Source organism: Chitinivorax tropicus (assembly GCF_014202905.1).
GTDB classification, from domain to species: domain Bacteria; phylum Pseudomonadota; class Gammaproteobacteria; order Burkholderiales; family SCOH01; genus Chitinivorax; species Chitinivorax tropicus.
Map to the genome: position 1 here is coordinate 149,486 of NZ_JACHHY010000001.1, position 13,657 is coordinate 163,142.

The window sequence follows — 13,657 nt, forward strand, 5'->3', positions numbered from 1 at the left end:
CAGCGTGTATGGCGGCTGATCTCCCTTGACCGACCCATCCACGGACTGGCCCATGCCAGCGCCGACGGGCCACTTTTCGCCCAAATGAACTGCAAACAGGAGTACACCATGCATGACTTCCCCGCCGTGGATGCATTCTGCGGAATCGACAACCCCTATCGACACGATGCGGAAACCGATGGCCTGTTCGATGCTGCGATGCGGGAGCTGGTGGCCTACCATGGTCACGCCACCCCTGGCTATCGGCAATGGCTGGCAGCCAACGGTCTGACCATCGACGATGCGCTGGCGCTCAAGGATTGGTCGATGCTGCCGCCCATCTTTGCCAATTATTTCAAGCAGCAATTGGTGTTGAGCCCAGCTGGCGTGGATGCGCTGGAGTTGACCTCCTCGGGCACCAGCGGGCAAAAAAGCCGGATGCGCTACGACGCCCGCAGCCTCAGTGCGGCGCAGGCCATGGTGGATCGTATCTTCGCCCACTACGGCTGGGTCACCCCGGCCCAGCCCTGCAATTATCTGCTGCTCAGCTACGAGCCCGCCGGGGCCGTCACACTTGGCACCACCTATACCGACCAGTTTCTGTGCAAATATGCGCCGGTGAACCGTGTGGTCTACGCCTTGCGTCACAACGGACACGGTAATGAATTCGATCCGTTCGGCGTGATCCGGGCGCTGCAGGACTTTGCCGATGAAGCATTGCCGGTAAGGATCCTGGGTTTTCCCGCCTTCATGTGGTTCACCTTGGAACGCATGCAGGAGATGGGCCTCCCCGCCTTGTCGCTACACCCGGACTCGCTGGCGTTCTTTGGCGGCGGCTGGAAGACCCACGCGGACAAAGCCATCCCCAAAACCATGCTGTATCGGCGGCTGGGCGAACAGCTTGGCCTGCCCGATGCCCGCTGCCGAGACGGCTACGGTGCCGTGGAGCATCCCGTTCCCTACATTGAGTGCCCCCACCACCGTTTCCATGTCCCAACCTACTCCCGCGCGGTCATCCGGCACCCGGCCACCCTGGTCAGGCAGCCCTATGGCGAAGCGGGCTTTCTGCAGTTCATCTCGCCCTACATCACCTCCAGCCCCGCGCACAGCGTGGTGATGAGCGACCTGGCCGTGCTGCATCCGGCCAGCACCTGCGGTTGCGGCCTGCAGACCGACTGGTTCGATCTGCTTGGCCGGGCGGGCACCAGCAAAGCCCGTAGCTGCGCATTGGCGGCATCTGAATTGATCAAGGAGTCCTGATATGCTTCTCACACACGGCACACTGGCCCCCCAAGCCGACCTCGAACACGTACTCGCTTCACTGGCCGAGCACCTGCCAGCCTTGCTGGCCAACCCACCGGCAGCTGATTTGGTGATCGAATGCGCTGCCCGTTTTGCCGATGCGCTTCAGCATGGCCAGACTGACTTGCCATTGGACGAGGTAGCACGACAGGCGCTGATCGACTTTTGTCGCAAAGAGGCGCTGGAAACCAAGCTGCAACGCGAGCTGGGTGACGCGCCGTTCTCCTTGCGCCGCAACAGCTACACCAGCCAGCACTTCGAAAGCTGGCGCCCACTGGGCCTGGTGGTACATATCACCCCTGCCAATGCACCTTTGCTACCCTTTTTCGCGGTGCTGGAAAGCCTGCTGGTGGGCAATGTCAACTGGCTGCGCCCCAGCAGCAGCGATGACGGCCTGACCGCCCGCCTGCTGGCAGCCCTGCTGAGCCATGACCCAAGCGGCACCCTGGCCGAACAGATTGCCGTCATCCCCTGCCCCACTGCGCAATTGCCCAAGTTGTTCAAGTTGGCCGATGGCGTCTCTGCCTGGGGAGGAGATGCCGCGCTGGACAACATCAAGCAGCAAGTGCCGGCAGGTTGTCGTTGGATAGACTGGGGGCACCGCATCAGCTTTGCCTATGTCGTTCCGGGGGCAGCCAGCGATGCCGACTTGGCCGCGCTGGCCGACGACGTGTGCCAACTCGATCAACAGGCCTGCTCCAGTCCGCAATGCGTGCTGGTCGACAGCGATGACCCGGCTACCCTGCGAGAGCTGGGCGAACGGCTGGCGCTGGCCATGGGTGCACGCTGCGCTGTCTGGCAAGGGCTTACGCCTACCCGACAAGAGGCTGCTGAAATCGCCACTCGGCTCAACCTGACTTGGTTGTCATACAGCTTTGCCGAGGTCGTCGGGCACACCTGGGTGGGTGAAGGCTGGCGCATTCTCTGGTCGCACCGGCCCGAGCTGGCGCCATCACCCTTGTTCCGGACCATTCTGCTTCGCCCCCTCCCCCGCCAGCATCTATCCCAGGTGTTGCAACCCTGGCGCACCCGTCTGCAGACCTGCGGCCTGGTAGCCGACGCCATCGATCAGGCTGCGCTGGCCCGTCAGTTGCTGGCGGCTGGCGTCACCCGGGTCGTCCCGCTGGGGCACATGCATCAGAGCTATGACGGTGAACCGCATGATGGTGTCTATGCCCTGGCCCGACTGGCAAGGCGGGTGTCGGTCACCTTGGCGCACGGCGTCTTGCCAGGCCATGCCACGCTGGACCCCCTACCCCGGCAACCGACGCTCCCCGCTGGGCTGCCGATCATGTGCAAGACGGATTTCCAGGCGCTGCCGATGCAAGCCGACGCGCAGTTGTTCTTCCGCAGCGGCGGCAGCGGCGGGGCGCCCAAGCTGGCGGGCTTCAGCTATCGCGACTACCACCGCCAGATGCGCGCAGCAGCCGACGGCCTGTTCGCTGCCGGTCTGGACCCAGCCCAGGATCGGGTGATGAACCTGCTCTATGGCGGCAATCTTTATGGTGGCCTGCTGAGCTTCTTCAGCATTCTGGAGAAGCTGTCTGCGACCCATTTCCCGATGGGTGGGCCGCTGGATGAGGACTACAGCCAGATTGCCGACATGATCATCGCCCAGCGGGTGAATACGCTGATCGGCATGCCCAGTACCATTCACAAGCTATTCGTCTGCGAGGCGGACCGATTGCGCGCTTACGGCGGTGTTGACAAGGTGCTGCTGGGTGGAGAGCAAAGCAATGCGGCGCAGCGGGCTTACCTGCAGAGCTTTGGTGTCAAGCAGATACGCTCAGCCATCTATGGCTCGGTGGACGCCGGGCCGCTGGGCCACGCCTGTCCACACAGCCCGGACGGCGTCTTCCACCTGCTGGCCGATACGCAATGGCTGGAAATTGTGGTGCAAGACGCTGACCAGGCCGTCACCGGCACTGAAATCGGGCGGCTGATCTTCACCTCCCGCGCTCGCGAAGGCCAACATGTCAATCGCTACGATCTGGGCGATGCTGGTCGTTGGGTACCTGGCCCCTGCCCCTGCGGGCTGCCCAGTCCCCGTTTTGAATTGACTGGCCGCCAAGGGCAATCATGGAGGCTGGGCACGGTGTTCTTCGACCCCAACACCCTGAGCAAGCAACTAGGCTACCCCTTGCAGTGCCTGATTGGGCACAACGACCTGGGCACCGAGATGCTGACGCTGCTGGTCGATGGCTCGCCCGATCACGCTCGATCTACCCTGATGGCCGACCCTTTGATCGCTGAGGCGATTGACATCGGTTTGTTGATATTGGACATCCAGGCCAGACCGATCGATCGATTCGAGCAACATCCGCAAAGCGGTAAAAGCCCGCTGGTGATCGATCGGCGGCAGCTGTCGCCCAACCAGGCGGCCACCACGCTGACCTCCGCAACCATTGCCCGGCCTTGACCCGAGCCACTGTCAACCACGCCTATTGTCGTCAATGAAGCAGGAACAAAAAATGAATAGCCAACTGGAATCGATTGTGCAGCATGCCCGACAACATGCCCCCTATTTCCATCAACACTATGCAGCATTACCCGCAGCAGGTTGGAGCCTGAGTGATCTGCCGATCATCGACCCAAGCCACTTCTGGGCAGGCTCGGACGACCTGGATCATTGGCCGGTATTGACCGCACACATACAAGATGGCCATGTGTTCAAGACCGGTGGCTCAACCAGCGAGGGCAAGCTGTCGATCTATACCCGCGAAGAGTGGCAGGCATTCATCCACACCTTCAGCCAGGCCATGAGCAGCCGCCTGCAGCCCGGAGACAGAGTGGCGAACCTGTTCTACGCGGGCGATCTGTACACCAGCTTTCTGTTCATCCATGACGCCTTGAACCACTCACCGGTACCAGTGTGTGAATATCCGTTCACCGGCGCGGTTGACCACGCCGTTTTGGCGAATGCCATCCGGCAATATGACATCAACGTGCTGGCCTGCGTGCCCGCGCAATTGATGAAATTCGCCCACTGGCTGAGCCAGGCCGGGATACAGCTCCCCCAGATACGCACCATTCTGTATGGCGGAGAGAGCCTGTTCGACGACCAGCGCCCATTGCTGGCGCGTGATTTCCCCAATGCCACCATTGCTTCGATCGGCTGCGCCAGCGTCGATGCTGGCCTGATCGGTGCCAGCCTGCCCGACTGCCAGCCAGGTGAGCATCGCTGCTTTGATGGCGAAACCCTGATCGAGATCATCGATGAAACCACGGGCCAACCCATCACCGAGCCTGGCCAGATCGGCCTGCTGGTGGTGACCAGCCTGCAACGACGACTGATGCCGATACTCCGCTACCCAACCGGTGACCAGGCCTGCTGGCGGGAGCCGGCAGGCACGCCAAACCGCAAATTCGTGCTGCATGGCCGGGCCGGGCAAGGGCACCGTATCCGTGTCGGCACCTTATCGCTGTTTCCAGCACAGATCGATGAGGCATTGCACCAGGCCATTGGTCAGGTCGCCTGGCAGTTGGTCATCGACCGCATCGACTGCCAGGATCGCCTGACACTGTGCCTTGCCCATGATGATCAAGCAGCATCAGCCGACCCGGCTGCGCTCGCCGCATTCTTGCAGCAATCGATCTGTGGTTTGGGCGAAGCATGCGAATCCGGTCAGCTCCGCTTTCATATCCAACATCTGTCGAGCGATTCAATGCAGACCCACGAACGATCCGGCAAATTATTGAAAGTGGTGGATCGCCGCCAGTATCAAGACAAGATGGAGCGCCCAGCATGACCACCCTCCCCCCATGCCAACTGACCGTCAGGTCATTTGTCGATACCGATGCTGACGGTGTCAGCCAGCTTTTCCGCACAGTGTATGGTGACTGTTATGTCTACCCGGATGTCTATCTGCCCAGCATGATCCGCCGCAATAACGCCTCGCACCTGTGGCACTCTGCTGTTGCCGAATTCGGGCAACAGATTGTGGGCCATGCTGTGCTATGGTGCGATGCCACTGCGCCCGATCACGCTGAATTCGCCTTGAATGTGGTACACCCCGCCGCACGCGGCCATGGCATCGCCACGCAGCTGGCCCAATATCTGTGCGAGCATGCTCGGCAAGCGGGCCTGAGCATGTTGACCATCAAGGAAGTCTCATCACACAGCCAAAGCCAACGGCTGGCCAGCAAGCTGGGCTTTCAGACAACCGCCCTGATGATGGACTATGTGGACTCCCCTTTTGGCAACAAATACCGGGAAAGCATTGTGCTGGGCTGCCTGCCGATCAAGCCACATCCCATTCCCGATGTGGCGTGGCCTGCCGCATGGCAGAGCTGGCTTGCACCCATGATCAGGCAATTTGGGAGCGGCCCAGCCCCGGTGCTGGAGGAGGTGGTGCCTCCGCTGGCGATCACCAATACTGACCATCGCTGTGATGTCATGCTGCACAAGATGTGCCCCACCTTGGTGCATGAAATCGCCTGCCTGCCCGCTGATTGGTTGATCTATCTGCAACTTGCGCTCTCGGCGCAAACCCCGCCGATGATGCTGCAACTGCAACAGGCGGGCTTTAGCTGTGCAGGCTTGGTGCCTGGCCCGGCGCAGCGCTGGCATGCGTTGATGATCCGTGGTCATCACGCCCACGAGCTGGATCTGCGCTGCCCAACGGCCAGGGCCTTGCTGGAAAGCGAGCAGGCAGGGGCCCGGGAGACTGCGCTCTGCTGATCAGGGGTGGCCCTGCGGCGCAGTCGCCACCCAGCCCACTGGGCGCTGCCATCGAAAATACAGAGGCACCCGGCCCAGCGCGCCCCAGCCGAATTCAGCAGCAAAGGGTTGGTCGTGACGATGCACATAGCCGATGTAGCAATCACAGACTGGATTGGGGCAGGGCTTGGTACGCAGCCGCGCTGCCCAGTCATGTTGGTAGAGGTTGCCCAATGGCTCGTTGACGAAATGACAAGGCCGCAGGTTGCCCGCGCCATCGACGGACAATGCACTCTCTCCCGCCCGACAAGCCACGCCCAGGCTGGGGGGCGGGCTCAGATTGTGTTCGAACCAGGGGTCGATCTGCCGCAACCAAGCCGCTTCGTGCGCCTGGTAATAATCACGGCCTTCGTCCCAGTACGCATTCACCCACAGGTAGGTGGTCGCAGGCAGGGCCAGCCGCATATCAGCAATGGCGGGAAAAAACGCGCGAATCCCCACCATGCCAATGCTATGTGGCACCTGCAAGGCTGTCAGCCGGGCTACCCGCGCCAGAAAGCGGGCACTGGGGGTCTGGTCGGGGTGGAAGGTGCACCATAGCGACACCTTGCTTGGCGGCGCATCCACCAACCAGTCAGGCATCACCGACAGATTGGTCTGGATGGCCACCCGCTGTACTTGTGGCATGGCCGCCAGCGTAAGCAGGGCTTCGCGGTAGTATCGACGGGTCAACGCCTCGCCCCAAGGCGTGAACAGAATCGACAGCTGATGCTGCGCCTGTTGCCCCGCCCATTCGACAAAACGTGTCAGATCGGCGGCATCCTGCAGCAAAGTGGCGCGGGTGTCCCGACGCTTGGCAAAGGGACAATAGCTGCAATCATAGTTGCAGCTGGCCAGCCGCCCACGATACATCAGATTCAATTGCATGACCCGCCCATGCTGTCAGCCGCCCCGCTGACGCTAGGCCAGCTCATATTGTTGCATCCTTGCCCGAACCGCATCAGAGATCAATGCAGGACCGATGCTGTCCGACAAGGCCAGCCCGGCCTCGGTCAGGCTCAGCCAGTCGCCTTGCTGGCTGAGCAGTTGATGCTCACGCAGCTGATCCAGCAACGGGATGTCAGCCCAGGCATCCGCACCATCAAAACGCGCTGCGTAATCGCTCAGGCTGAGGCCGGGGCGGATCAGCAGCGATTGGATGACAAAGCGGCGTTTGCGTTCGGTTGCATCCAGCTCGATGCCGTAATGTGCCTGCGTGAACCATTCCTCTTGCCGATCACAATAGTGTTCGATGATGTCCCGGGTCGATTGCCGCCCCACGGCATATTCAGTCGAATAGTGCAGCTGTCGCGTATAGGATCGGGCACCGCTCCCCAGCCCCACCATGCCATCCGCCTGACAACAGTAGATCGGCGCAGGTTTGCCTGGCGCATGGGGCAGTTTGAACATGCGCATCGAACATTGCTGATAGCCCGCCGCCAGCAAAACGGCCTGCCCGGCCCGGTACAACTCGGCCCGGTTGTCCGCCTGCCCTTGTTGAATGACGAATTGCGGATAGCGCCCGGCGTGCCGTTGCTGGATCACACCCAGCCCGGTCAGGTCGCGCACATAAAGCGGGTAGAGGTAGATCTCCTCTGGCATCCAGCGCAGCGCCTGCCGGATGGATGCAGCAAAGCTGGCAGCAGTCTGGTTGGGGATGCCATAGATCAGGTCCAGATTCAATGTCGCGATCCCTGCCTGGCGGATGGCATCCAGCGCCTGGCTGACCACAGTGTTCAGCTGGGGGCGGATCAACGCATCCGTCTCGGTGCGCAAAAAGCTCTGGATGCCAATGCTGACCCGATCCACCCCAGCCTGGGCCAGCAGGCTGAGTTTCTCGTCGGTCAGGGTTTCGGGGGACACCTCCACCGAAGCAGGGGTGGTAGCCATGTCCAACTGGAAATGCCGCTGGGCCGACTCCAATAGCTGAGCCAGCTGCTGAGCCGACAGATAGGTAGGTGTGCCCCCCCCAATGGCAAAACGTGCGATCCGATGCGGGCCCAGCGCGGCAGCCACCTGCCGCATCTGGCGCTGCATGGCATCCACATATCGCATGGGCAGGCTGGCATTGGGCTTGGCCAACGTGAACAGATTACAAAAACCACAGCGCATTTCACAGAACGGAATATGCAGGTAGAGAAACAGCGCATCACGCTTCTCCTCCGCCCACAACGGCGCCAGGGGAAGGGGCGTCGAAAAGGGGCGGTAGGCCGTCTTGTGCGGGTAGGAGTAGGAGTAGGCCTGATAGGGTGTGGCCAGCCAGGGCATGGTGATATCGTTCATATCCGCCCCGGGATCAGGAATTCGGCGTAGGGCACCTCCCAGACCACCGGGTGGCCGATCCGATGACCATCGTAGCCATCTTCGCCATAGGCGGTGCCATGATCAGCGCACAGGATGACGAACGCACCGCGCGCGGCCAGGGTATCGAACAGCGGTGCCAGCGCACCATCGACATAGGCCATGGCCGCCATATGGCTCTGTAGATCATCGCGCTCGCAACCCGGCACATAATGTCGGTTGGGCTGGTGCATGGCCGAGACATTGATGAACAGGAACGCTCGCCCCTGACAGGCCGCCAGATGGCGCTGCGCACAGGCCACCTGCTGTGTGGTCGAATCCGGCGCGGTGACGCCAAATGCAGGCGTCCATTCACTGACCTGGAACAACCCAGGCAAGACCCGCCCCAGCGGTGATGTCTTGTTGAAAAATCCAACCCCGCCGATGCAGATGGTCTGATACCCCCGCTGCGCCAAGCCAGACACGATATCAGGGGTCTCGAACACACAGGTGGTCGGCGCGGTGGTCTCGCTACCAGGGAAAGCCACCGCGAAATGGCGTGGATGGCGCCCTGGCTGGGCGGGCGTCGGTAGAAAGCCCGCAAAGAATGCATGATGCGCCGCGTAGGTAAAGCTGCCGGGACTATGACGGCGCTCCCACCCAGTGGCAGGCAGGTAACGGGACAACACCGGCAGTCGCCCAGCCTGGAACAGGCTCTGCGCCGCATCGAAACGTAGCGTATCCAGCGTGATCAGGACGATATCGACCTCACCCACCAACTGGCGCATATTGAAAGCTGTCATGCGATTGCATCAAATCAGGTTACGGAATTGGAACAAGCTGCGCCGCCTTATGTGACAACAACGCAACCTCGGCTTGGTGGACAGTCTGGCCTTGCCAGGTCAGGCGGGGCAGCCAGTCGCCAAAGGCATTGACCTCCAGCACATGGCACTGCCGCGCCCCGACGATCAGATCGACACCCGCCAGCCAGGCATCTGGAAAGCACCCGGCAGCCTGGCTGGCCACCCGCTCCAAAGCAGCCACACGCGGCGCATCGAGGCAATCCTCCACCGCACGGCGCTGGTTGCCCAGATGGAGATTGGTCAATGGGCTGCGCGACACCCGCGCCACACGGTGCAAAGGTGATTGGCCAAGACACAGCACGCGCACATCGAATCGGCCACCCCCAGCTTGTGGCTTAGGCACCCATGCCTCGGCATACAGTGCATTCGGGGCCAGCGCGTCGATCAACGTCACGACCGCTTGATCATGATAGCGGCGGATCTTCAGCGAATTGAACAGGCGCCCTGCCAAAGTCATCTCGACCGAAGTCGTCGCCACCCAGCGTGACCGGCCATCATGGGCCAGGGCCACCACGCCCGAGGCGGACGAGCCGTAGCGAGGCTTGACGAAGACCCGCCGCAATCCCTGTTGCAGCATCTGCGCTTGTAGCTGCGCGAACCCTCCCACCAAGCCCAACTGGTCGGGCACCGACAGCCCAGACGCCGCCAGCGCCTGCTGACAGGCCCACTTGTCACACATCGCCAGCACCGTGGTCGGCGGGTTCAGGCAACGCACCCATGGGCGGGCCTGCAAGGCTTGATCCAAGCCATGCAGATGGTGCTGAAACCCAGAGAACCACCACGCCTGATGGGCCAGCTCGCCATGCGCCAGCGCCGCAGGGCGAGCGGCACCTTGCAATGCCGCCCCTGTCGCAATCAAGTGATCCTGCACCCAGGCGTGCTCCCCAGGTGCCTCCAGCTTCAAAATGCAGGGCGAATCCAAGGCTTGCCACAGAGTCGCCGGGCGTGACAGCCAATCCTGATAAGACACCACCTGTGCCAGCGGCAGACCAGCCTCAGCCAATGCTGCCTGCAGGCTGGCTACACGTGGATGGGCGGGGTTGGCCAGCAACACCCACCTCATATCCACTCCACTACTGCCAGGGCCTGATGAAGGCTACTCCCCCACCGCCACATAGCGCCAATCGTCTTCGTCTGCTTCCAGCTGCTCATCGGCAATCACCTCGATAGGTAGCGACTGCAGCTTTTCCATCCATTCATCGCTCATATAGTGATGCGAGACATCCAGCCGTTTCAGCTGTCGCACATAATCACTGGCGAACAAGGCTGCCGCCCCCGCATCGCCCAGCGTCCCCATTGACAAGTCCAGGGTATCGATTTCGGCAAGCCAAGGCTGTGATGCCACCCAAATCGCCACATCATCCGCAATATCAGCATCCTTCAAGCCCAGATAGCGCAGGCGAGATGCATCCAGGGCCGTCAGCAGCTTTGCGTAATCATCCACTCCCCCATCAAAGCCATATTCGTCAGTACCCAACCACAGCTCCAAATGAGCCAGCCTGGGCAGACGTGACTGTGTCAGATTGTGAACGATCGCCACTGGCAGGCCGCCACACTCAATAGCCAATTCGCACAGGTTGGCATGCTCGAAAGGCGCGATCTCCAAACCATTCGAGCCTCTGATCCGCAGCACCTCCAGTGATGGAAAGGCATTCAGCAAAGGCTGATATGAGCCTTGGATGATCCAGGAGATTTCACATTCTTCATAGGTGATGTCACCGATGAACAAGGCTCGCAACGCCGGCAGCGCATCACGGCGCTCGATCAGCAGATCGAGAACCGGTTGCGGAGAGGATTCATAGGCGTCCGTCCACATGCCAATGATCAGCGAATCGAGTTTGCTGGTTTCCACTTGATCGAGAAACGAAGTCAACAGATCCAACAAGCTCCGCTCATCATCGTATTCGGTGGCAATCCGATAGACATGCGTTTCAAGCGGCTGTAATGGCTTATCTGGCTGATAAGTCAGCACCCGCTTGCCGTAGAACGACTCCTGATGATCCCCGATGGTCATGGCGCTCCCTTTATGTGATATGTAAAAGTCTGGATGCCGGGTGCTATTGACATGTTTCATGGCCCGCACCGAAACCATGTCAACAACAGTCAAACCCCGCCAAGGTCGTCAGTCGGCATCCTTCAGGCAAACCACCCACATCGCAGGACAACTGCTTCATCTGCAAGGGAGGCATGAAACGCACGGACGACCTATCACTGGCGCGAGGCTGAAAGCGGTCTCAAACTGGCTGGCAGTGTAGCAGAGCCCCGTGAAAACCACATTGTCATTCATGCTTTTTTTACAAAGACTCACAGATTGCACAGTGCAATATCGCTATTTCATCATTTGATAATTTTTTGATCGAATTATTTACTTACATTCGAAATTGCAAACTATTCCATGTCCATGCAAAATTGCGCGCAGATCGAGCAAGCATCAGCCCGCCGAGGGCGAGCGCCATGCAAGTGTCGGAGTGTATATATGGTGTAAAGGGATGGTAGGTATTTCCAGCACGCCAGACCACCAGAAAAACCAGGCCGGCTAAACGCGGGCCATATCCTGCCAAAATGACTAATCAGGCGCCCGTAATCTCTGCTGAAACAACCCACCACCCGCACCAACCAATGAAAAAATGATTCCATTGGCGCAATTATTCACTCTTTTTTGGAAAAGGTTGCAAAATCATTTTAATCAAATGACATATGCGTTAAAATGCAACCCGGACGCCACCCAATTCGGTGCGTGATCCGCTCCAAAATGGCCACCATCCTGCATCGCGGGGCCTTGCTTTCCACCAACCCAGCCGATCCGCCAAGGGGACAACATGATCAATCGCCGTAGCGCCTGCTTGGCTTTCTGTCTGGGCCTGCTGCCGATCCGTGCCTCTGCCCGGTCCAACCGGGAGGTATTGCTGATCAAGCAGTATCTGAACCCGGATGGCAGCGAAGCCCCTCTGCCTGCCTTTCTGCAGCGTCTGATCAGCTATCTGGAGGAGGAGCTGCAGCTGTACTTCGATGTGCAGACCTACCCCTGGAAGCGCGGTCTGGCCTTGGCTGCGCAAGGGAAGGGATTGGTCTGGGGGTTATCGAGCAATACCCGGCGACAGGCCGTCTTCGACTTTTCCGCCACGGTCCGCACCAACGATATCTGGATGATCACCCGCGCTGGCGAGCGCTTTCCCTGCCATCGTATTGAAGACTTGCGGGGCAAGGTGGTCAGTGTATTCCGTGGTAATGTCCTGAGTGATGATTTCGAACGCCATCGCGGGCAGCTATTTCAGGTGCAGGAGGACGTGGACTCCACGCCCATCCGGCTGCGCAGGCTGCTGGCCGGTCGTGTGGATGTCGTTTTGCTGACGACCCACAACAAGACGCGGGATCAGTTGCAAGCTTCGCTCGATAAACAGACCAAGCAGGCCGGGCTGGTTTCGGTACTCGACAAGCCCCTGATCAAAGACCCGGTGCATTTCGCCTATGCCAAATCGGCCAATAAGCGCCTATTGCTGAGGCGCATCGATGTCGCCATCCAGAAAGCCAAGCATCAGGGCATATGGCAACAGTTCCTGCAACCTTGATCCCCGTCACAGCGCAAATGGCCACGCCTTTTTTGGTGATCTGTCACTTTGCAAAAGCATGGTCTTTGTTTAGATTCTGCTGACCACGAACAACGGAGATCAACTCATGACGCAATGCCTGTTCCGCGACGATGCCTATCTGCAACAATGCCAAGCAACCGTAATCGCCGTCGATGAGCGTGGTATCGAGCTGTCCCACACCGTGTTCTACCCGCTCGGCGGCGGCCAGCCTGGCGATACGGGGACCCTGGCCTGTGCAGACGGTCGGGTGCTGCAGATCATCGATACCCGCAAAGGGGAAAGCCAAGGCAGCATCGTCCACATCCCAGCGCCCGACAGCCCCACCCTGGCGGTGGGCGATACTGTTTCAGCCCAGATCGACTGGGCACGCCGTTACCGGCTGATGCGGATGCATACCGCGCTGCACCTGCTCTCCGTCGCCTTGCCCTACCCGGTGACAGGCGGACAGATTGCAGAGGACAAAGGGCGTCTGGATTTCGATTTGCAAGGTGAGCAACCTGACAAAGATTCAGTGGCTGCTCAGTTGAATGCGCTGATCACCACCGGCCTCCCCGTCACCACCCAATGGATTACCGATGCCGAACTGGATGCCCAGCCTGAATTGGTGAAGACCATGTCGGTCACTCCCCCCCGAGGAGCGGGCCAGATCAGGTTGCTGCGCATTGGCACGGCCCAACAGATCGATTTACAGCCCTGTGGCGGCACCCATGTAGGTAACACCGCCGAGATCGGCCCTATGGTCGTGCAAAAAATCGAAAACAAGGGCAAACAGAACCGCCGGGTGACCATCACGTTTGCGTGAGCATGCAACCCCTATAAATCAGCTGCTTACCACCCTCGCACCGCCATTCCGCCAGGCGCTGTGCGGGGCTGCGCAGGGCCACCCTATTCAACATGGAATAAGTCGCTGAATTAGCGTTATAATGCCGCCCTTTTATCCCTCC

General features: G+C 60.1%; 11 protein-coding genes. 6 read left to right on the plus strand and 5 right to left on the minus strand.

From position 1 onward, the window contains the following. Positions 1-108: 108 nt before the first annotated feature. Genes HNQ59_RS00515 through HNQ59_RS00530 form a run of 4 tightly spaced genes read left to right on the plus strand, consistent with a single transcriptional unit; the run spans position 109 to position 5,962 of the window. Positions 109-1,239: a LuxE/PaaK family acyltransferase gene (locus tag HNQ59_RS00515; protein ID WP_184033690.1), complete on the plus strand. Its 1,131-nt coding sequence runs from the start codon at positions 109-111 to the stop codon at positions 1,237-1,239. Position 1,240: 1 nt separating this feature from the next. Further along, positions 1,241-3,700 (plus strand): acyl-CoA reductase, encoded by a 2,460-nt coding sequence (locus HNQ59_RS00520; RefSeq protein ID WP_184033693.1) that lies wholly within the window; start codon positions 1,241-1,243, stop codon positions 3,698-3,700. 52 nt (positions 3,701-3,752) lie between these two features. Next, positions 3,753-5,030 (plus strand): phenylacetate--CoA ligase family protein, encoded by a 1,278-nt coding sequence (locus tag HNQ59_RS00525; RefSeq protein WP_184033696.1) that lies wholly within the window; start codon positions 3,753-3,755, stop codon positions 5,028-5,030. Continuing rightward, positions 5,027-5,962, plus strand: a complete 936-nt coding sequence (locus HNQ59_RS00530; RefSeq protein WP_184033699.1) for a GNAT family N-acetyltransferase — start codon at positions 5,027-5,029, stop codon at positions 5,960-5,962. The genes HNQ59_RS00525 and HNQ59_RS00530 overlap by 4 nt, the downstream gene beginning before the upstream one ends. Here HNQ59_RS00530 and HNQ59_RS00535 read toward each other — a convergent pair whose 3' ends face one another. The 5 genes from HNQ59_RS00535 to HNQ59_RS00555 are packed head-to-tail and all read right to left on the minus strand — an operon-like array spanning position 5,963 to position 11,197. After that, on the minus strand, positions 5,963-6,868 hold the full coding sequence (locus tag HNQ59_RS00535) for an STM4011 family radical SAM protein (protein ID WP_184033701.1): 906 nt from the start codon (positions 6,866-6,868) through the stop codon (positions 5,963-5,965). It lies immediately after the preceding gene. Positions 6,869-6,901: 33 nt separating this feature from the next. Continuing rightward, positions 6,902-8,254 (minus strand): STM4012 family radical SAM protein, encoded by a 1,353-nt coding sequence (locus HNQ59_RS00540; protein WP_425491306.1) that lies wholly within the window; start codon positions 8,252-8,254, stop codon positions 6,902-6,904. A 5-nt stretch (positions 8,255-8,259) separates the two neighbouring features. Next, complete coding sequence (locus HNQ59_RS00545) at positions 8,260-9,063, minus strand: STM4013/SEN3800 family hydrolase (protein WP_246490791.1); 804 nt, start codon at positions 9,061-9,063, stop codon at positions 8,260-8,262. Positions 9,064-9,082: 19 nt separating this feature from the next. Beyond that, on the minus strand, positions 9,083-10,186 hold the full coding sequence (locus HNQ59_RS00550) for an STM4014 family protein (RefSeq protein ID WP_184033706.1): 1,104 nt from the start codon (positions 10,184-10,186) through the stop codon (positions 9,083-9,085). Between the two features lie 33 nt (positions 10,187-10,219). Continuing rightward, positions 10,220-11,197, minus strand: coding sequence for an STM4015 family protein (locus HNQ59_RS00555; RefSeq protein WP_246490792.1), 978 nt, complete (start codon positions 11,195-11,197; stop codon positions 10,220-10,222). Positions 11,198-11,942: 745 nt separating this feature from the next. Between HNQ59_RS00555 and HNQ59_RS00560 the strand changes: the two genes are divergently transcribed. Both HNQ59_RS00560 and HNQ59_RS00565 read left to right on the plus strand, forming a co-directional pair. Further along, positions 11,943-12,692: a substrate-binding periplasmic protein gene (locus tag HNQ59_RS00560; protein ID WP_184033708.1), complete on the plus strand. Its 750-nt coding sequence runs from the start codon at positions 11,943-11,945 to the stop codon at positions 12,690-12,692. A 106-nt stretch (positions 12,693-12,798) separates the two neighbouring features. After that, positions 12,799-13,515: an alanyl-tRNA editing protein gene (locus HNQ59_RS00565; protein WP_184033710.1), complete on the plus strand. Its 717-nt coding sequence runs from the start codon at positions 12,799-12,801 to the stop codon at positions 13,513-13,515. Positions 13,516-13,657 lie beyond the last annotated feature (142 nt).

Excerpts from the sequence above, each read along its gene's own strand:
- HNQ59_RS00515 (WP_184033690.1), top strand. The coding sequence starts at position 109 with ATGCATGACTTCCCCGCCGTGGATGCATTCTGCGGAATCGACAACCCC.
- HNQ59_RS00520 (WP_184033693.1), top strand. The coding sequence starts at position 1,241 with ATGCTTCTCACACACGGCACACTGGCCCCCCAAGCCGACCTCGAACAC.
- HNQ59_RS00525 (WP_184033696.1), top strand. The coding sequence starts at position 3,753 with ATGAATAGCCAACTGGAATCGATTGTGCAGCATGCCCGACAACATGCC.
- HNQ59_RS00530 (WP_184033699.1), top strand. The coding sequence starts at position 5,027 with ATGACCACCCTCCCCCCATGCCAACTGACCGTCAGGTCATTTGTCGAT.
- HNQ59_RS00535 (WP_184033701.1), bottom strand. The coding sequence starts at position 6,868 with ATGCAATTGAATCTGATGTATCGTGGGCGGCTGGCCAGCTGCAACTAT.
- HNQ59_RS00545 (WP_246490791.1), bottom strand. The coding sequence starts at position 9,063 with ATGACAGCTTTCAATATGCGCCAGTTGGTGGGTGAGGTCGATATCGTC.
- HNQ59_RS00550 (WP_184033706.1), bottom strand. The coding sequence starts at position 10,186 with ATGAGGTGGGTGTTGCTGGCCAACCCCGCCCATCCACGTGTAGCCAGC.
- HNQ59_RS00555 (WP_246490792.1), bottom strand. The coding sequence starts at position 11,197 with ATGAAACATGTCAATAGCACCCGGCATCCAGACTTTTACATATCACAT.
- HNQ59_RS00560 (WP_184033708.1), top strand. The coding sequence starts at position 11,943 with ATGATCAATCGCCGTAGCGCCTGCTTGGCTTTCTGTCTGGGCCTGCTG.
- HNQ59_RS00565 (WP_184033710.1), top strand. The coding sequence starts at position 12,799 with ATGACGCAATGCCTGTTCCGCGACGATGCCTATCTGCAACAATGCCAA.